The organism is Thalassobaculum sp. (assembly GCF_965223715.1).
Lineage (GTDB): Bacteria > Pseudomonadota > Alphaproteobacteria > Thalassobaculales > Thalassobaculaceae > Thalassobaculum.
In genome coordinates, this window is record NZ_OZ245012.1 from 2,869,159 (window position 1) to 2,887,709 (window position 18,551).

General features: G+C 68.5%; 18 protein-coding genes and 2 tRNA genes. 14 read left to right on the forward strand and 6 right to left on the reverse strand.

Annotation, left to right across the window (positions count from 1 at the left end):
• Window positions 1–24: 24 nt before the first annotated feature.
• Window positions 25–2,946 (reverse strand): beta strand repeat-containing protein, encoded by a 2,922-nt coding sequence (locus tag ACOQOP_RS13185; RefSeq protein WP_420562266.1) that lies wholly within the window; start codon window positions 2,944–2,946, stop codon window positions 25–27.
• 195 nt (window positions 2,947–3,141) lie between these two features.
• Complete coding sequence (locus ACOQOP_RS13190) at window positions 3,142–4,212, reverse strand: helix-turn-helix domain-containing protein (RefSeq protein ID WP_420562267.1); 1,071 nt, start codon at window positions 4,210–4,212, stop codon at window positions 3,142–3,144.
• A gap of 519 nt (window positions 4,213–4,731) precedes the next feature.
• Between ACOQOP_RS13190 and ACOQOP_RS13195 the strand changes: the two genes are divergently transcribed.
• Window positions 4,732–5,379: a formyltransferase family protein gene (locus tag ACOQOP_RS13195; protein WP_420562268.1), complete on the forward strand. Its 648-nt coding sequence runs from the start codon at window positions 4,732–4,734 to the stop codon at window positions 5,377–5,379.
• A gap of 88 nt (window positions 5,380–5,467) precedes the next feature.
• On the opposite strand, the gene ACOQOP_RS13200 is transcribed toward ACOQOP_RS13195, so the two are convergent.
• Window positions 5,468–5,542, reverse strand: a tRNA-Thr gene (locus ACOQOP_RS13200).
• 248 nt (window positions 5,543–5,790) lie between these two features.
• Between ACOQOP_RS13200 and ACOQOP_RS13205 the strand changes: the two genes are divergently transcribed.
• The 7 genes from ACOQOP_RS13205 to ACOQOP_RS13235 all read left to right on the forward strand — a co-directional run bounded on the left by ACOQOP_RS13205 (window position 5,791) and on the right by ACOQOP_RS13235 (window position 10,887).
• Complete coding sequence (locus tag ACOQOP_RS13205) at window positions 5,791–5,994, forward strand: hypothetical protein (RefSeq protein ID WP_420562269.1); 204 nt, start codon at window positions 5,791–5,793, stop codon at window positions 5,992–5,994.
• Between the two features lie 111 nt (window positions 5,995–6,105).
• Window positions 6,106–7,389, forward strand: a complete 1,284-nt coding sequence (murA, locus tag ACOQOP_RS13210) for a UDP-N-acetylglucosamine 1-carboxyvinyltransferase (RefSeq protein WP_420562270.1) — start codon at window positions 6,106–6,108, stop codon at window positions 7,387–7,389.
• 4 nt (window positions 7,390–7,393) lie between these two features.
• Complete coding sequence (locus tag ACOQOP_RS13215; RefSeq protein ID WP_420562271.1) at window positions 7,394–7,906, forward strand: DUF2948 family protein; 513 nt, start codon at window positions 7,394–7,396, stop codon at window positions 7,904–7,906.
• Window positions 7,907–7,944: 38 nt separating this feature from the next.
• On the forward strand, window positions 7,945–8,607 hold the full coding sequence (gene hisG, locus ACOQOP_RS13220; protein WP_322332455.1) for an ATP phosphoribosyltransferase: 663 nt from the start codon (window positions 7,945–7,947) through the stop codon (window positions 8,605–8,607).
• The gene (gene hisD, locus ACOQOP_RS13225; protein WP_420562272.1) at window positions 8,597–9,892 is read left to right on the forward strand and encodes a histidinol dehydrogenase; all 1,296 of its coding nucleotides are present in this window, start codon (window positions 8,597–8,599) and stop codon (window positions 9,890–9,892) included. Before hisG ends, hisD begins: the two co-directional genes overlap by 11 nt.
• Before the next feature lie 22 nt (window positions 9,893–9,914).
• Entirely contained in the window at window positions 9,915–10,427 is a 513-nt protein-coding gene (locus tag ACOQOP_RS13230) for a UPF0262 family protein (protein ID WP_420562273.1), read from the forward strand.
• A gap of 67 nt (window positions 10,428–10,494) precedes the next feature.
• Window positions 10,495–10,887: a low molecular weight phosphatase family protein gene (locus ACOQOP_RS13235; protein WP_420566531.1), complete on the forward strand. Its 393-nt coding sequence runs from the start codon at window positions 10,495–10,497 to the stop codon at window positions 10,885–10,887.
• 110 nt (window positions 10,888–10,997) lie between these two features.
• On the opposite strand, the gene ACOQOP_RS13240 is transcribed toward ACOQOP_RS13235, so the two are convergent.
• Entirely contained in the window at window positions 10,998–11,333 is a 336-nt protein-coding gene (locus ACOQOP_RS13240; protein WP_420562274.1) for a DUF4326 domain-containing protein, read from the reverse strand.
• Between the two features lie 127 nt (window positions 11,334–11,460).
• On the opposite strand from ACOQOP_RS13240, the gene infA reads away from it, so the two are divergent.
• The 4 genes from infA to ACOQOP_RS13260 are packed head-to-tail and all read left to right on the forward strand — an operon-like array spanning window position 11,461 to window position 13,835.
• The gene (gene infA / locus ACOQOP_RS13245) at window positions 11,461–11,679 is read left to right on the forward strand and encodes a translation initiation factor IF-1 (protein ID WP_028795326.1); all 219 of its coding nucleotides are present in this window, start codon (window positions 11,461–11,463) and stop codon (window positions 11,677–11,679) included.
• A 22-nt stretch (window positions 11,680–11,701) separates the two neighbouring features.
• The gene (locus ACOQOP_RS13250; RefSeq protein WP_420562275.1) at window positions 11,702–12,334 is read left to right on the forward strand and encodes a Maf family protein; all 633 of its coding nucleotides are present in this window, start codon (window positions 11,702–11,704) and stop codon (window positions 12,332–12,334) included.
• Window positions 12,331–13,599: a ribonuclease E/G gene (locus ACOQOP_RS13255; protein ID WP_420562276.1), complete on the forward strand. Its 1,269-nt coding sequence runs from the start codon at window positions 12,331–12,333 to the stop codon at window positions 13,597–13,599. The genes ACOQOP_RS13250 and ACOQOP_RS13255 overlap by 4 nt, the downstream gene beginning before the upstream one ends.
• Before the next feature lie 17 nt (window positions 13,600–13,616).
• On the forward strand, window positions 13,617–13,835 hold the full coding sequence (locus tag ACOQOP_RS13260; RefSeq protein ID WP_420562277.1) for a DNA gyrase inhibitor YacG: 219 nt from the start codon (window positions 13,617–13,619) through the stop codon (window positions 13,833–13,835).
• A gap of 171 nt (window positions 13,836–14,006) precedes the next feature.
• Here the strand turns inward: ACOQOP_RS13260 and ACOQOP_RS13265 are convergent, their stop codons facing one another.
• On the reverse strand, window positions 14,007–15,899 hold the full coding sequence (locus ACOQOP_RS13265; RefSeq protein WP_420562278.1) for a methyltransferase domain-containing protein: 1,893 nt from the start codon (window positions 15,897–15,899) through the stop codon (window positions 14,007–14,009).
• A gap of 35 nt (window positions 15,900–15,934) precedes the next feature.
• Window positions 15,935–17,179, reverse strand: a complete 1,245-nt coding sequence (locus ACOQOP_RS13270; protein WP_420562279.1) for a putative 2OG-Fe(II) oxygenase — start codon at window positions 17,177–17,179, stop codon at window positions 15,935–15,937.
• Window positions 17,180–17,284: 105 nt separating this feature from the next.
• Between ACOQOP_RS13270 and ACOQOP_RS13275 the strand changes: the two genes are divergently transcribed.
• Both ACOQOP_RS13275 and ACOQOP_RS13280 read left to right on the forward strand, forming a co-directional pair.
• Window positions 17,285–17,360: transfer RNA gene (locus ACOQOP_RS13275), tRNA-Phe, on the forward strand.
• A gap of 266 nt (window positions 17,361–17,626) precedes the next feature.
• Window positions 17,627–18,445, forward strand: coding sequence for a sugar phosphate isomerase/epimerase family protein (locus ACOQOP_RS13280; protein ID WP_420562280.1), 819 nt, complete (start codon window positions 17,627–17,629; stop codon window positions 18,443–18,445).
• The last annotated feature ends 106 nt before the right edge of the window (window positions 18,446–18,551 follow it).

Here is an 18,551-nt window from a genome sequence, read left to right on the forward strand (position 1 = left end):
ACCTCTGCCGCCTGTCCGCTCCCCTCAGATCACGTCGAACATGCTGGTGGACAGCGAGTCGGTAGAGATCCCGACGAACCGGACGATCGCGCCATTGTCGAGGGCGACCTCGCTGCCGCCGTCGGCGGTCGCCGTCGCCTCTGCCAGCAGCGCCACCAGCACGTCGAGCGTGACCGGCACAGCGACCACGTCGCCATCGGCGGCGGAGAAATCGGCGATGATGTCGATGCCGTCCGTCCCGACCTCGAACCGGTCCGCCCCGCCACCGCCATACAGGAGGTCGTTCCCAAGCCCGGCCACCAGGGTGTCGTTCCCCAGATTGCCGTAGAGCAGGTCGCTCGCGTCACCCGGAGCGCTGGCGCCGCCATACAGCCGGTCGTCCCCCTGCCCGCCATAGAGCGTATCCGACGCCAGATTGCCGTAGAGCGTGTCGGCCCCAAGATTGCCGTAGACGATGTCCGGGTGCTGGCCGCCGAAGGCGACGTCGCGGTCCTGTCCGCCATAGAGCGTGTCGAGCCCCTGATTGCCGTACAGGACGTCGTCGCCCTGGTTGCCGTAGGCCACGTCCTCGTTCACGCCGCCGAGCACGGTATCGGTCTCGGTGCCGCCGAAGACGATGTCGTTGCCGCCGTCGCCCTGCAGGTAGTCTGTGCCGCCGCCCGAACCGACGATGTCGTTCCCCCCGCCCCCGGCAAGGGTGTCGTTGCCGAGACCGAGCGAGATGTACTGGGCCGCATCGTCGCCCACGGCATAATTGTCCCCGTCGCCTCCGACGATGGAGGCGCTGCCGATCACCGACACGAACTCGATATTGTCGAGGTGAACCGTGCCGCCCTGCGGCAGCGAAGACACGTCGAGCACGAAGGCCTCCGCCTGGGAGCCGCCGCCCGACGGGGTCGTACCGCTGATGACGAAGGGATCGGCGGGTGCGGTGCCGCTGAAAGCCGGCACGATGGTGCGGACATCCAGCACGGTGCTGCCGGCCAGCATGTCGAGATAGGACCGGGCACCGGCAAGCACCGGGTCGGGACCCTGCGGATCCCGCGCCTCGATCGCGGTCAGCAGGGTGGACAGCGCGGAACTCGCGTTCTGGGCGTTCGCCGGCCCGGTGGCGGTGAGCGAGGTCCCGGCCGGGAGCGACGCAGTCACGGTATTGCCGTTGTTGCCGGTGTTCTCGACGATGGCGGCCGATCCCGTGGTCTGGCCGTTGTTGGTCAGCACCCGGGTGGGGTTGGGGGAACCCGGCTGCGGCGCGCTGTCGCTCACCGACAGGCCCGTATCGCCGCCGCCTCCCCCTCCGCCGGATCCGCCGGAGGGCGCCGGGGCGGTATAGGTGACGCTCCTATACCCGGTCTCGGCGGTGACGGTGAAACTGGCCCCCGAGGCCAGGCCCGTGGCGGAGATGGTCACATCGGCGCTGCCGTTGCCGTCGGTATCGAAGGACAGGCTGTCGCCGCTGCGGGAGATGCCGTCGGCGGTGAGACCCGAGGCTCCGATCAGCGCCAGACTGTCGCCGGTCTGCCAGTCCGCCACCGTGTCGCCGTCACCGACCACGAACCAGTCGTTTCCGGCACCGCCGGACAGGGTGTCGGCCCCGGCACCGCCGGTCAGGGTGTCGTTCCCGGCACCGCCGGAGAGCAGATCCGCCCCGCCCCCGCCACCGAGATCATCCGCCCCGGTGCCGCCGGCCACGGTATCGCTGCCGCTGCCCCCGCACAGTTCGTCGTGCCCGGCCCCGCCGGCGACCCGGTCGTCGCCGACCTCGCCGCAGAGCACGTCCGCGTCGGCGCCGCCGCTCAGCACGTCGTTGCCGTCGCCACCGGAGAGGGAGTCCTCGCCCCCCTCGCCCAGAAGGGTATCCGCCCCGTCCCCACCGGTCAGGAAATCGGTCCCGGTTCCCCCGACCAGCCGGTCGTCGCCGGCCTGACCCGAGAGGTCGTCGTCGCCGCTGCCGCCGCTGAGCACATCATTGTCGGTGCCGCCGCTGAGCACGTCGTTGTCCGCCCCGCCGAACAGCAGGTCGGAGCCAGCCCCGGCGGTCAGCCAGTCCTGGCCGCCTGCCCCGCTGATCGTGTCGGCGCCGGCCCCGCCGGTGACGGAGTCGCCCTTGGAACCGCCACGCAGCAGGTCCGCGCCGGACTTCCCGCCCATGGTCACCGCGAAACCGGTTGGCGCGATCAGCGTGACCGCGTCGGCGTCGAATGCGGCCAGCGAGACGCTGGACGTACCCGCCGTCAGTCCGCTGACATCGAGATTGCTGAGGTCGAGGCTGGTGCTGTTCTTGACATAGAAGCCGAAGCTGCCGCCGCCGGACAGGGCCATGGTCGCGCCGCTGAAGGCGTCTGCGAACACCGCCGTCGCCCCGGTGGAGACCGAGATCACCTCGAACCCGCTGACGGACCCGGCATCGGTGAAATCGGCGTAATTCGTCACCCGGATGGTGTCGGTGCCGGCACCGCCGTCCAGGGTGTCGTCATCCGCCGCCTCGTTGCCATAGGTGACCGTGTCGTTCCCGGCACCGCCGCTCAGCCGGTCGCCTCCGACATTGCCCGACAGCAGGTCATTGCCGGCACCGCCGATCAGCGTGTCGGTCTGGTCGGTCCCGATGAGAACGAAGCTGCCGTCGGTTTCCGCCGAGCCATCCCAGGAGAGGGTGGCCCCGCTGGCCGACCCGTTGACCGTCAGGCTCTGGCCCGCGGCGACCGTGCCGTCATGGCTGGTGATCGACTGCGCCCCGGCAGTGACGGTCACCGTCTCAAAATTGGTCAGGGTCGTGGCGTCGAGGGTGACGGTCTGCGCCGCCGAGAGGGTCAACGTGTCGGAACCGCCCAGCCCGTTGATCGTGTCGACAGTGTTGAGGCTGCCGGCGATCGATCCGGTCACCGTGTCGGAGCCGCCGGACAGGGTCGGTGAATCGACGCCCGTGGAAAGCGAAGCGGCTACCATGGCGCCATCTCACGTCCTGGATCGCGGACCCGCTGTTTCTCCCCGTACTGCTCTGCCATGGCTGGACTGGTCGTTGTCTGAGAGTCCGACCAAAAGTGACCGCTTCCGGAAACCCCCGCCGTACCAGGCGTTTCCGATTGCCAACCGTATGTCTGTTTTTGACGGTGTGACCGCGTTTATCGGACGTCGGTAGCGTCAGATCGACAGATGATGCAGCCAGCGCTCGTAGCGCCGGTCCACATCGACCGCCGCGCCGGCGGTGTCGCCGAAGACATAATGCGCGTGCCGGATATCCCGGGGCGCCACGCCGTAGCGGGCTCGGAACGCCCGGCTGAAGGCGGCGTCGCTGGAATAGCCCGCATCCAGTGCGATGTCGTAGATCGGTCGATGACGTGACTGGCTGTCGCTCAGAGCCAGCAGGGCCCGGCGCAGCCGACGGTCGCGGATATAGGCGCCGACCCCGCCGAACGGCACGAACAGCTTGTAGAGCTTGGACCGCGACACCCCGACACGGGCGACGATCCACTCGGCGGACAGCGACGGCTCGGACAGGTTCGTCTCGATGAACCGCCGGATCACGGTGAGCTGCGCCATCGTCGCCCCGGCCCTCTGGGCCGGGATGTTCTGGTCCACGGCTGCGTTGAGACAGGCGGCAGCCAGTCCGACGGTCGCCGGGGCGATCTCGACCGCCTGCTGCAGGCTCATCTGCCCGGCCAGGTTCTTCAGCGAGACCATATGGTCGCGCAGCAGGGTGACCATCGGCTCCTCCCCGCTCAGCACGCGCATATGCTGGTCGTCCGGCGACTTCAGCGCCCCGTCGAGCATCTCGCGCGGGACGATGAGTGACAGATTGCGAAAGGCGGTCGATTTGGATTCCAGCGGCTGCGCCAGGTCGACGATGACCAGGCCGCGCTCCGGCAGGGTCTGGTCGCCGAGCCCGTCGCCCCACTGGAGCTGGCCGTGCTCATAGGCCTGGATCATGTAATGGTCCATGCCGTCCCGCGCCATGATCGCGGAGCTCCGCCGCCAGGCATGCTCGTGGCTTTCGGTGCGGGCGAGCATGAGCGGGCCGAACATGTTGGCATCGACCAGGGCATGGAAGTCGCCACGCCTGACGTCCTTGTCCGCATCCGCCTGGAAAATGCAGGAAATACTGTCGCGCCAGACCTCATAGCGGTCCGGCCGGGCCACCATATCCACGTCGAAAACGGTGTTCGGGACCCGCTGAGCGGCCATATCGGCTTCGGTGGTCTGATGCTTCTGCATCCGTATGCTCCTGCGTCATTCCCCGCCCCCGGGAACACGCAGACGCCGGTCCGGCACATCGTGGTCAGGCCCCGCGCCCTCGGTCTTTTTCTTCAGAACATAGGCTGCTTCGACCCTAGTCCGCCGTCCCCCGTCAACACAACCCCACCGGCTCTGCCGGTGTTCCTGGGGCACGGAAATATGGACAGACGGCAAAGTCAGGGCCGGCGGTAAGGGCGCCTCCAGGCCGCGGCGCCAATACGCGAGCCGGGCCGCCGTGTGTGGGCAGCCGGTTCGGCCCGAAGCGACAACCCGAAAGTCCAGTCAGTAGCCAGACAAGAGCTCGCCTCCAGTTAGCGCAAGCGCCTGTTCAAATTATAAAATCTTAGATTGAACAGAATACGTTCGTCGATGATAATCACTCTTGTAGGTGTGGTTAATTTAGCGCTCACGGGTTGTGCGACTACTAATCCAAGAACCATCGACCGAGATTTTCGAAGCTCGAAACGACATAGCGTTTAGTCCCTGAGGAGACTCACGGTGTGGCGAGAACACGGCGACGTCCTCACGGCCCCGACGGTAGCCAGACTGGTTGCGAGTTCTGCCAAGCCGAAATCCAACGTTCTGTTTCTCGGATACGATAAAACAAAGACAAGATTGATTGACGCGCTTTCCGCAAATAAATGCAAAATCTGGCACACTGAAGACCGCATGCAATGCTTCGACAGCTTTGATATAGTCGTAAGCTTTGGCTACAGGTACATAATTCCTGAAGAATTGATAAGAAATACAAAGGCACCCATTATAAATCTTCATACTGGCTATCTACCCTGGAACCGTGGCGCGCACCCCAACTTCTGGGCATTCTACGACGGCACGCCAAGCGGGGTGTCCATTCATCTGATCGACAAAGGGATCGACACAGGTCCGGTCCTGTACCAGCGGAGGGTGCAGTTCACCAAAGATGAGACCACCTTCAAGGCGACCTACAATCGGCTGATTTCGGAAGTCGAAGACCTGTTTCTTGAGAACATCATCGAATTTATCGAGCAGCGCTTCACGGCTACGCCCCAACGGGGGCCCGGAAGCTTCAAACGAGTCCGGGACCTGCCCGTCGACTTCTCGGGGTGGAACGCCGAGATCGAGGCTGAGATACGACGTCTTCGGTCCAAGGAACCCCTAGCGTAGAACGTCGAGCATCTTGCGACGCGCGGTTTGGCGTCGGAGCCTTGGCTACGGCAGAGCGCTTTGCAGTCCGATATCCTATGGAGAGTAATGGTGCTGCCGGAGAGATTTGAACTCTCGGCCTCTCCCTTACCAAGGGAGTGCTCTACCCCTGAGCTACGGCAGCATCCTGCGGCGGGTGAAGGGCGATGACGGTGACCGCCGACCCGCGAGGCGCGCATACATGCCAGAGACACCTGCAGGGTGCAAGTGCGTTATCGCCCCTTTGTCGCCCGGCGTGATAGGACGAGACGGGACGGTGCCGTCCGAGGGGGACGGCGCCGCGGACGGTTCCGGTGCTCGGGCACGGGCCGGGCCGGCGGACAAGGTCCGCTGCAGGCAGTCCGGCGCGGCGAGGCTGGCGGAGAGACGAGGATGGCTGAGGACAGACGACGCTCCGATACGTCGGCCAACGGTGGCCGAGCGGCCAGCCGAACGGGCGGCGGATCGGGAGACAAGGACGAGCGCACCGCCCGGCTGGAGCAGGCCCTGCGCGCGAATCTGCGCCGACGCAAGGCGCAATCCCGCGCCCGGGCCGATGCGGAGCCCCCCGCCAAAGCGTCCGACATGCCGGAATAATCGGCGGAATGCCACGGTTTCGCCTGAATGGGGGCGCATCCAGACGGCGTCGCCCTTGAGCCCTCCCGCCCCCGTCGGTTAGAACCGACCAAACAACATGTTGTGTGATCCATGGACCAGATTCGAGTGCGGGGCGGACGCCCGCTTCGCGGCACCATCCCCATCAGCGGTGCCAAGAATGCTGCCCTGCCGCTGATGGCGGCGAGCCTGCTGTCCGGCGAGCCGGTCAAGCTGACCAATGTCCCGGATCTGGCCGACATCGCGTCGATGACCAGCCTGCTGCGCCAGCACGGCGTCCGCATCGAGCGCGACGGCGGCGACATGAACATGGATGCCGCCCGGATCGACAGCACCGTCGCCCCCTACGACCTGGTGCGCAAGATGCGCGCCTCGGTCCTGGTGCTCGGTCCGCTGGTGGCCCGCTTCGGCGAGGCCCAGGTCTCCCTGCCCGGCGGCTGCGCCATCGGCAACCGGCCGGTCGACCTGCACCTGAAGGGCCTGACCGACCTCGGCGCCGAGGTGAACATCGAGGCCGGCTATATCGAGGCCAAGGCCCCCGGTGGCCGGCTGCGCGGCGGTCGGGTCACCTTCCCCTTCGTCTCCGTCGGCGCCACCGAGAACCTGATGATGGCGGCAGCCCTGGCCGAGGGCGAGACCGTGCTGGTCAACGCCGCGCGGGAGCCGGAGATCAGCGACCTGGCCAAGCTGCTCACCGCCATGGGTGCCGAGATCGACGGTGCCGGCACCGACACCATCCATATCCAGGGCAAGCCCGCGCTGGGCGGGGCCGAGCACAAGGTGGTGGCCGACCGGATCGAGACCGGCACCTATGCCATGGCCGTCGCCATCGCCGGCGGCGACGTGATCCTGACCGATACCGACCTGGTGCTGATCGACGCGGCGGCCGAGACCCTGCGTCGGGCCGGCGTTGTCCTGGAGAATGTCGAGGGCGGCGTGCGCGTTGCCCGCGGCGAGGAGCGGGTGCTCGGCGTCGACATGATGACCGAGCCCTATCCCGGCTTCCCGACCGACCTGCAGGCGCAGTTCATGTCGCTGATGACGGTCTCCCGGGGGGCCTCGATGGTCACCGAGACGATCTTCGAGAACCGCTTCATGCACGTGCCGGAACTGTCGCGCATGGGCGCCAACATCACCGTGCACCATGCCTCAGCCATGGTGCGGGGCGTGGAGAAGCTGAAGGGCGCCCAGGTCATGGCGACCGACCTGCGCGCGTCGGTCTCGCTGGTGCTGGCCGGCCTGGCCGCTGAGGGCGAGACGGTTATCAACCGCATCTACCACCTGGATCGGGGCTATCAGGACCTCGTCGGAAAGCTGTCCGCCTGCGGCGCCGACGTGAGCCGGGTGGCGTCCGAGCGGGCCGCGGCGGAGGAATAGGCCCATGGCCCGTCGCCCGGCACTAACGCCTTTCGGGGATACAGGGCGGGACCGGCCGCTGCGTGTGCGGGCGGAGGACCTGGAAGACCTGACGGTCGTCGCCGCCTACCTCCAGGACGCCATCGTCCCGGTCTCCGAGATGAGCTTCGAGGCGGCGGAGAACCGCTTCGTGCTGGTCGCCGGCCGCTTCCGCTGGGAGATCGCGCCCGACGGCAAGGTCGCAGAAGGCCAGGACACGCCGTTCGAGCGGGTGCATACCGGCATCCGCTTCGAGAAGGTGCGCAAGGTCCGCACACGGGGGATCGACCGGCGGGATCCGGGGCAGATGCTGAACCTGCTGTCGCTGGCCTATGCGGACGGTACCGTCGACCTGGTCTTCGCCGGCGACTCGACCATCCGGCTTGACGTGGACGGGCTGTCCTGTCACGTGGAGGACCTCGGCACTCCCTGGCCCACGGTGTTCCGCCCGTCCCATGACGATGGTGACGACAAGGACGGAGCGCCCAAGGTCGACTAAGTGCCTTTGGCATAAGGTTTTCTTCGGGACGACATCTCGTGAACGCGAACGATAAGCTTGTATTGGCCGTGCCCAAGGGCCGGATCCTGAAGGCGATCGCACCGCTGATGGCGCGGGCCGGGGTCGAGCCGGAGGACGCGTTCTTCGACGAGGACGCGCGTCAGCTCCAGTTCGCCACCTCCGATCCGAACCTGGACATCATCCGGGTGCGCAGCTTCGACACCGCCACCTTCCTGGCCTTTGGTGCCGCCCATCTGGCGGTGTCCGGCTCGGATGTGCTGATGGAGTTCGACCACCCGGAGATCTATGCCCCGGTGAACCTGGATGTCGGCCATTGCCACCTGGCGGTCGCCGCCCCGGCCGACTTGGCCGCGAACGAGGACCCGCAGCGCTGGTCGCACCTGCGCGTGGCGACCAAGTATCCGAACGTCACCCGCCGCTATTTCGCCCGGCGTGGCGTGCAGGCCGAGTGCATCAAGCTGAACGGCGCGCTGGAGCTGGCCCCGAATCTGGGCCTGTGCCGCCGCATCGTCGACCTGGTGCAGACCGGCTCGACCCTGAAGGCCAACGGGCTGGTGGAGATCGACCGGATCGCCGATGTCAGCGCCCGTCTGGCCGTGAACCGCACCGCGCTGAAGACCCGCCCCGGCCCGGTGAACGACCTGATCGGCCGCTTCCGGGAGGCCGCCCGTGCCGCGTAGGCTGGCGACCGGGGATGCCGGCTTCGCCGACGCGTTCGAAGAGCTGGTCAACTCCAAGCGGGAGACCGAGGCCGAGGTCGGCGATGTCGTCGCCGCGATCATCGCCGCGGTGATCGAGGGCGGCGACGCGGCCCTGATCGGCTACACGCGCCGCTTCGACCGGTTCGACCCGGCGGAGACCGGGCTGGCGATCGGCCCGGCCGAGATCGAGGCCGCTGTGGCCCGGATCGATCCGGAGACCCGCGCCGTCCTGGAACTGGCCGCCGAGCGGATCGAGAGCTTCCACGCCCGCCAGCTTCCCACCGATTTCGAGGTCAACGATCCAGCCGGCCTGCGCCTGGGCATGCGCTGGACCTCGATCGACGCGGTCGGCCTCTACGTGCCGGGCGGGACCGCCGCCTATCCCTCTTCCGTGCTGATGAATGCCCTGCCGGCCAAGGTCGCGGGCGTGTCGCGCCGGGTGATGGTCGTGCCGACCCCCGACGGGGTGGTCAACGATCTCGTGCTGGCCGCCGCCCGGGTCGCCGGGATCACCGAGATCTGGCGGATCGGCGGGGCCCAGGCGGTCGCGGCACTGGCCTACGGGACCCAGAGCATCGCCAAGGTCGACAAGATCGTCGGCCCGGGCAACGCCTATGTCGCCGCCGCCAAGCGTCATGTCTTCGGCAAGGTCGGGATCGACAGCATCGCCGGCCCGTCGGAGATCCTGGTGGTCGCCGATGCCGACAACGATCCGTCCTGGATCGCCATCGACCTGCTGAGCCAGGCCGAGCACGACACCGCGGCCCAGGCCATCCTGATCACCGACGACGCGGGGTTCGCCGATGCGGTGGTCGCCGCCGTGGACGACCATCTGGCCACCCTGCCGCGCACCGAGATCGCCGCGGAGAGCTGGCGCACCCATGGGGCGGTGATCGTCGCCAACTCCATGGACGAGGTTCCGCCGCTGGTGGACCGGCTGGCGCCGGAGCACCTGGAACTGGCGGTCGAGGATCCGGACGCCCTGTCGAACCGCATCCGCCATGCCGGCGCGATCTTCCTCGGCCGGTTCACGCCGGAGGCGGTGGGCGACTATGTCGCCGGTCCGAACCACGTGCTGCCGACGGCGCGCACGGCCCGGTTCTCCTCCGGTCTGGGCGTGCTCGACTTCATGAAACGCACCACGACCGTGGCCGCCGATGCGCAGGGGCTTGGCGCGGTGGGGCCCGCAGCGATTAGACTGGCGGAAATGGAAGGTCTGGACGCGCATGCGCGTTCGATCGCGGTTCGACTGAACCGGCGCTGAGCTGAACTGCTAAGGAGGGCGCATGTCGGGAGACGGCTCCGACAGCGCGCCGCTGGATCCCACCGGCGATGACGCGCGGATCGTGCATATCTCCCTCGACGAGCGCAAAGTGGTCCGCCGCAGCGCCGAGGTCGAGCAGGAGCGCGCGATCGCCGTCTACGATCTGCTGGAGGACAACCGCTTCCGCCCGCACGACGCCGGCGCCGGACCCTACCATCTGCGGCTCTCCGTCGAGGAGAACCGGCTGGTCTTCGACATCCGGGACACGACAGACGCGCCGCTGACCCAGGTCCAGCTTCACCTGGCGCCGTTCCGCCGGGTGGTGAAGGATTACTTCCAGATCTGCGAAAGCTACTACGACGCCATCAAGCGGCTCTCACCGTCGCAGATCGAGGCGATCGACATGGGCCGCCGGGGTCTGCACAACGAAGGCTCCCAGATGCTGCGCGACAAGCTGGAAGGCCGCATCGCGATCGACCATCCCACTGCCCGGCGCCTGTTCACGCTGGTCTGCGTCCTGCATATCCGGGGATGAGCTGGTGGCCTTGACGGATCCCTTCGCCACAATCCAGCAGCCCAGCGCCGTGCTCTTCGCCTGCAGCATGAACGCGGTGCGCTCGCCGATGGCCGAAGGCATTCTGAAGGCCATGGCCGGGACGCGGATCTATGTCGATTCCTGCGGTGTCGGGCGCGGCGAACTCGACCCCTTCGTGATCGAGGTCATGAACGAGATCGGCATCGACATGGGCCGCCACAGGCCGAAGAGCTTCGACATGCTGGAGGACGGGTTCTTCGACGTCATCATCTCGCTCTCGCCGGAGGCCCAGCACCGCGCGATCGAGCTGACCCGGACCATGGCCTGCGACATCGAATACTGGCCGACCCTGGACGCGACGGTGATCGAGGGCAACCGGCAGACCCGGCTCGACGCCTACCGGGCGGTGCGCGACAGCCTGGTGGAGCGGATCAAGGCGCGGTTCGCGTATCTGGACTAACCCTACCGTCATCCTGATGCAAATCAGGATCAACGCTCGGAAAGCGCCCGTGGCTTGATCCTGACGTGCGTCAGGATGACGGCTGGGGCGGGGCTTGGTCCTGACTTGCGTCAGGACGACGGGATGTTGTTCGCCGCCTCCAACAGCACATCCGCATGGCACGGCCCGTCCAGCGGGCACCAGCAGGCCAGGTGCAGGCCGCGCAGCTCGTGCAGCCGGGACAGGACCTCGGCCCGCCGCCTCTGCTCGAACTCCCGGTGGTCGGTGCCGGCCAGCCAGGCGCGGAAGGCGGCGACCACCGGCGGGCGCCAGTCGCCGGTGCCGCCGCGCGACCGGAACCACTGCGGCGTGAACGGGTTACCAAAGAGATGCGGCCGTGCGACGCTGCGCGCGCCCGGCGGCAGGCGCCAGCCGGACCGCCGGCTCAGGCGAAGACGTTCAGGCATCGTTCACCCGTCCCGGTGTAGACTGTCTGATGCGCCAGGGTGGCGGGTGCGGTTCGGGAAAACAACTTGACCTTTGACCCCGGCACCCGCACTTAAGGCACGCTCAAAACCGCGACAAGGAGCGATAATGGCAAAAGAAGACATGATCGAGTTTTCCGGCACTGTTGCCGAACTGCTGCCGAACGCGATGTTCCGCGTGAAGCTGGATAACGACCACGAAGTTCTCGCCCATACCAGCGGCAAGATGCGCAAGAACCGTATTCGCGTGCTGGCCGGCGACCGGGTCAATGTCGAGATGACCCCGTACGACCTGAGCAAGGGTCGGATCACTTTCCGGTTCAAGTAACCGGTCAGGGCCGGTCCGACCGATGACCGCCCCACTGGTCTTGCGTCCGCCTGAGGGCGCTCCGTTCATCCTCGCCTCCGCCTCTCCCCGCCGCAGCGACCTGCTGGCGCAGATCGGGCTTGTGCCCGACCGGGTGGACCCGGCCGAGGCGGACGAGACCCCCCATCCCGCCGAGAAGCCCCGTCCCTATGCCGCGCGCATGGCCCGGGCCAAGGCCGAGGCCGTCGCCCCGCGCCATAAGGGTTGTTTCGTGCTGGCCGCCGATACGGTGGTCGCCTGCGGCCGCCGCATCCTGCCCAAGGCGGAGAACGCGGCGGAGGCCCGGCGCTGCCTGTCCCTGCTGTCCGGCCGGCGCCATCGGGTGCTGGGCGGCATCTGCGTGATCGACCCGGCAGGCCGCCCCCATGAACGGGTGGTGGAGACGCGGGTCGGCTTCAAGCGGCTGTCCGACGCCGAGATGGCGGCCTACCTCGCCTCGGGGGATTGGTCGGGCAAGGCCGGCGGTTACGCGGTCCAAGGGCTCGCGGCCGCCTATGTGGACTTCCTCAACGGCTCCTATTCCAACGTGGTCGGCCTGGCCCTGGCGGAGACCTACACGCTGCTGAGCGGCCTCGGCTTCGCCCATGTCCCCGCGGTGGACGAGGCTCCGGCGTGAGCGCCGGCCGGCAGGTCATCCTTCACACCGCGCCTGGCGTGACCCGGGCCCTCTTCCTTCAGGACGGCGAGATCGTCGAGATCTGGGTCGAGGGCGACGACCGCCCCAGCCTGATCGGCGGCATCGCCCTGGTCACCGCCCGCACGGCCGGCGGCGCGTCGGTCGCCGAGCTGCCCACCGGCTCCGGCTACCTGCGCGACGGCCGGGCCAATGACGGCGAGAAGCTTGTCGTCCAGGTCACCGGCGACGGCTCCGGCGGCAAACGGTCGGTCCTGCGCCGCCGGGTGGAACTGGCCGGCGATGGCGTGGTGCTCACGCCGTTCCAGCCGGAACTGGGCATCGCCTCGAGCATCAAGGCCAAGGGTCGCCGCGCCGCGATCCGCACCGCCGTGGAGCCGGTGCTGCCGGCGGACATTGGCGCGATGATCCGCAGCGAAGGAGCCGACCGTCCCGTGGAGGCGCTGGCGGCGGAGGCCGTCCGGCTCGTCGATCTCTGGCGCATGATCTGCGACCGGGCGGAGCGCGAGGCGCCGCCGTGCTGGCTGCTGCCGCCGTCGTCCCTCGCCGACCGGGCCGCCGCGCACATGCCGGGGGCCGAGATCCTCCTCGACCGGAGCGGCGCAGCCTTCCGCGATGCCGGCGGCGAAGAGGCGCTGGAGCGCGCCCTGTCCAGGGACCTCGCCGTCGCCGACGGGATTTCCCTGGTCGTTGAAGAGAGCGAGACGGCGAGCCTGATCGACGTGAACCTGGCCCGGTCGCCGCGCGGCGACGCGCTGGTGCAGGCCAACTGCCGGGCCGTGGCGGGTGTCGTAGCCATCGCCCGGCTGCGGGGGTTGCGGGGCACGCTGCTGATCGACCCGCCGCGGATGCGCGGCCGCGCCGACCGGGAGCGGGTTTCAGCGGCCCTGTCCGAAGCCGCGGCGCCGGACCCGGCCTCCTGGCAGGTGCTCGGCTGGACGCCCGGGGGAATGCTCGAATGCTTGCGCGAGTCGCCGCGCCGGCCGCTGTCACACGAGATGCTGGCGCCGCCGGGCGACCGCCGGCTCTCCGCACGGGCGCGGGCCTGGGCGGCGCTGGACCGGTTGCGGCGGGAGGCCGGCGGCATCGCCCGGCCGCGACTGCGCCTGCCACCGGATGTCGCCGGTTGGCTCGAGGGACCCGGTGCGCTTATCGTGGCCGCGGAGCGGCGGCGGCTCGGCGCGCTGACGGTGGTCGCGGACCCGACGCTCGCCCCGCAGGACTGTGTGATCGACAGCGACGGATAGAGAGCAGGCGAGGGTTGATGGGCGAGATCCACCCGATTGGCAAGGCACGCAAGCTGAAATGCCCGATCTGCGGCAAGCCGAGCGAGGCGAAGGTCCGCCCGTTCTGCTCGCCGCGCTGCAAGCAGGTCGATCTCGGCCGCTGGCTGGGCGAGACGTACCGCATCCCGAGCGAGGAGGTACCCGACGAAGGCGAGTTGGACGCCCTCGTCGCCCGCCTGGAGAAGGGCGAGGAATAAGGTCCGGCAGGTCACCCGCTCCCGTCCCCGTCTTCCCGGCCCTGAGCCGGGATTCAGAGGTGAGCGCGATGGAACGGTGACGATCTTCTCCCCCACCGCCGCAGTAAGCGTCACCCTGGGCCCCGGCGCGCGGCCGGGGAAACGAAGAGAGGAGTGAGGGCCCCGGCGAGCCTACCCGTCCGCCTGGGCCCAGAACTGGTACATGCCGAGGAAGACATCCGGGTAGTCGAGCTCGAAGGTGTCCCAGGCCTCCAGGTCCAGGCCGCTCGGATCGGACGGATTGCGCCGGCGGTATTCCGCCAGGATCGCCGGATCCGGCAGCTCGAACCCCAGGAAATGCAGCCCCAGCTCCTCCAGCGCGCCGCGGATCCAGAGCGGGCTCACCGTGTGCTCGCAGGTATGCAGCAGGGCGTCCCGCACGCCCGACGCGGCATAGAAATCGGCCGAGCGCAGAAGGGCCCGCCCGGGATGGCCGTCGGCCAGCCCGTAGGTACGCTGGCGGACCGCGCGCACCCGATTCATCAGCTCGCCGCGCTCCGGCAACCCTTTGCGGATCTCCTCGAAGGGCAGTCGGGCGCGGCGGCTGTAGAAGGCGAGCCGCATCAGCCCGCGCGGCGCCATCAGCCGGCGCAGTACCCGCCAGCCGCGCATCGGGTCGTCCAGATGATGCAGCACCCCGGAACTCTCGATGAGGTCGAACCGCTCGGGAATGGAATCCATCTCCAGGATGTCGGCCTGGGCGAAGCGGATGTTGCGCACCCCGAGTTCCCGCGCCATGCGACGGGCATAGGCGAGCGAGGCGCGGGACAGGTCGACCGCCAGAACCTCGGCATTCTCGTATCGCAGGGCGGTCTGCAGGGCGTGGCGCCCGGTCCCGCAGCCGGCGATCAGGATCCGGGGCAGGGTCTCCTCGACCCGCACCGGCTGCGGCAGGGCCAGCACCTGGGTCAGATGCCGGCTGATAGTCGTGCGCGGCCGGCGCGACAGGCTGAGCCAGCGCGGATAGGGGTTGTCCTCGTACTGGCTCTGCACCGCCCGGGAGACCGCGTCGGTGACCTCGGCGGCGGCGACCTCCTCGCCCAGCCGCCATTCCTCGCGCGGATGGATCAGCGACCGGCGCAGCAGCAGCGCCCGGGGCGAAGTGTCGGACGCCTCCATGGCGCCGGCTTCGCGGTACAGCACGTCGATCTCGGGGTCGGTCTCGAGCGGCATATACATGGCGCGGATCAGCGCCCGATGCGGGGTTTCCACACCGCGGCCCTGAAGGTCGGCGAGGTGGATCAGCAGGTCGCGCTCCTCCTCGGTCTCGAACCACACCCATTCCGCCGCCCGGGCCTGCAGGGCAATGGCGGCGAGCCATTCGGAATCGACACGGCCGAGATTGCCGGACACCGCATGGTCGAGCAGCCAGGCCCGCGTGCGGGTCAGCCAAGCCTCCATCCCCGGATGGGCGACGATCGACCAGGACAGGGCGGAGATGATCAGCTCGTCGGCCAGGAACGTGGTGAGAGGTTTGAACCCGGCACCGGACGGCCGGTCGGGAAAGCCGTCCTGCGCGGTCTCCAGTGCGCGCCGGATCGCCGGATGGCTGGCCCAGAGCCGGATGGCCGGGTCGGACAGGGCCTGCTGGTCGACATCGGTATCGGCCTGCAGCGCCGACAGGGCCGCCCGCGCGCCCGGATGGGCCTTGTCATAGGGGCAGCGGCGCAGCGCGCGGATCAGCGCCTCGCGCGGCTCGTAGGCCTCAGGCTCCAACCGCCAGGCATCGATCCGATGGTCGAGTGCCCCGCGCGGGTCCCCCGTCGTCTCCAGGGCGGCCGCGAGGTTGGCATGGGCCGCCAGATAGTCGGGCTTCAGACGCACCGCCCGGCGGAAACAGGGGATGGCCTCGGCCACCTGCCCGGCGGATTTCAGCGCCACGCCCAGGTTGTTGTGCACGTCCGGCAGCTTCGGATAGAGGCGGATCACCTCGCGATAGGCATCGGCTGCCTCCTGAAACCGGCGGGCGCGGAACAGCATGCCGGCATGCTGCAGGGCCCCGGCCACCGCCGCATCGCCGGCCACCGGAACCGGGCGTCTCGCCGGCTTCGCGGGCGGCTTCATCGCGGGTGCAGGTCGAAGGCCACGGAGATCCGCTCGCCGGCCCCGTCGAATGGCACCGTGCGGTGCCAGACATAGGACGGGAACAGCACGATCATACCGGGCGTCGGACAGACCCGGTGGACCGTCGCCGTGCCCCGATCGGGGATGCCGTAACCCGGATGGTTGAACTCGATCCAGCCCTCGTGTTCCGGGTCGTCCTCACGCAGCACGTCGGGCATCTCCACGTAGTACACGCCGGATAGCCAGCCGAGATTGTGGATATGGCCGTCCTGATGGCCCTCGGCGCGCAGGATGTTGCCCCAGACGTCCAGGGCATAGCCGCGCGGCCGTCCGTCGATGTGAGGGTGGCCCGGCAGCGTCGGCAGGGCGTCGCCATAGGCGGCGATCGCGGCGTCCAGGGCGGCGTGGAACCCTCGGATCGCAGGATGGTCGTGGTTCAGCAGGTCGGTGACGATGGACCCGCCGCGGATCGCCCGCTTGTTCGGGTCGTAGTCGTCGCGCCGCCGGGGATGGGAGCGGATGGCGGCGGCGAAATCGGCGTTGAACGCCTCCAGCGACCCGTAACCCTGGGGCACCGGTAGCATCATCGGCTTGGTCAGCGTGCCGAATCCGGTCAGCGCGTCGGCCGGCTCCGGGCGGCCGAGATCGAACAGCGCCGTGGTCTTGAGGGCCAGCGCACGGATATGGGTCGGCCGGCGCGCCAGGGTCTCCTCGCACAGGGCGAGCGCCGCTGCCGCCTCGCCCAGCTTGAGCCGGGCGGTCGCCAGGTTCATCGCCACCGGGATCTCCCCCGGCTTCTCCGCCAGCGCGCGGGCGTACGGGGCAAGCGAGCCCTCGGCATCTCCGAAGGCGCCCTGGCACAGGTTGCCATAGGCGAACCAGAGGGCAGAGGCGGCCGGGTTCACCGCCAACGCCCGGCGATAGGCCCGGGCGACCGTGTCCCGGTCGGCGCCCTCGACCTCGTCGAGCAGCCGGGCATCCAGTTCCAGGGCGGCCGGGTAGTCCGGGGCGGCCCGTTTCGCCCGGTCGACCAGCCTGCGTGCCTCGGCGGCGTCACCGGACCGCATGCGGGCGCGGGCCAGCAGGCACCCGGCCACGGGGTTGTCCGGCTGGGCGTCCAGGATGGCTTCGCACAGGGCGGTGCCTTCGGACGCCTGACCGGCGTTGAAGTGACGGATGGCGAGGCGGAGAGCGTCGGCGATCTGCATGGTCCCGGCAATGTACGGGCGGGGCCCCGTCACTTCAACGCCCCCACACGGGGCCGGTCGGTGGGGTGAAATTTCCCGATGAGACGTGCTGGACAGGCCGGATCGCGGCCGCTATATACGCCGTCTCGCTTCGGCGACGCCCAGGTAGCTCAGTTGGTAGAGCAGCGGATTGAAAATCCGCGTGTCGGTGGTTCAAATCCGCCCCTGGGCACCATTTTCCCCGATCTCCTCCGATCTGTTCCCCCGCTTTCTCGTGCGGGCGAATGCCCGTGCCCGGTCCGATCTCCGGCCGCCGCCGTATCGGCCTCGACGCCGAGCGGGACCGTCATCGGAGCTTCAGATTTCCGACCGGCACACTTCACGGGGATGCAACACTGGGCGGATAGGCTGCCGCGAGTCCCCCTTTCCGGACGCCCCTGCCCCGTCGACTCAAGGCGCGAGACGGCCCGGGCGTCCTCCGTCGATACAGGAGTTCCCACCGTGTCCGATCTTCCGATCCTTGGCGCGGCCATGCCGCTGAGCGTGGTCGAAACCAACCGCGACTGGCTGCTCGAGAAGCCGCGCGACCTGGAGCTCCAGGATTTCTTCGACGCCACCGTGCTCAACGGCGACTGGATGCCGCTGGTCGATCGCGCCAGGACCCTGCTCGACGGCCATACCGGCCGGCACGGCATCCACGGGCCATTCTGGGGCTTCACCATCGGCTCCCAGGATCCGGACATCCAGGCGGTGGTGCGCAAGCGCCTGCTGCAGGGACTGGAGGTCTGCGAAGCCCTCGGCGCAACCCAGATGGTCGCCCACAGCCCCTTCACGACCTGGGGCCACAACAACTACGACAACCAGCCCGGCTCCCGCGAGAAGCTGATCGGCTACTGCCACGACACAATGCGCGAGGCGGTCGCCCGGGCCGAGGAGATCGGCGTCACCATCGTCATCGAGAATATCGAGGATGTGGATCCGTCCGACCGGGTGAAACTCGCCGACAGCTTCCAGTCCAAGTCGGTGGCGGTGTCGATCGACACGGGCCATGCCCATTACGCCCACGGCTCCACCGGGGCGCCGCCGGTCGACTATTACGTCACCATCGCCGGCAACCGGCTGGAGCATATCCATCTGCAGGATGCCGACGGCTATGCCGACCGGCACTGGAGCCTGGGAGAGGGTACGATCCGCTGGCATGCAGTGTTTGCGGCGCTGGGCAAGCTCACCAGCAACCCGCGCCTGATCATCGAGATCAAGGACAAGTCCAAGATCCAGCGCTCCGCCGCGTTCCTTGAAGAACTCGGTCTCGCCCAGTAGGGCCGACGACAACAAAAAGTCCATGCAGCCGTAGCAATTGAGTCTCTTTCGTCACGGACTCTTCTTCAGTCCGTCACGCGAACGTTCCGGATCGTGCGGCACTGAT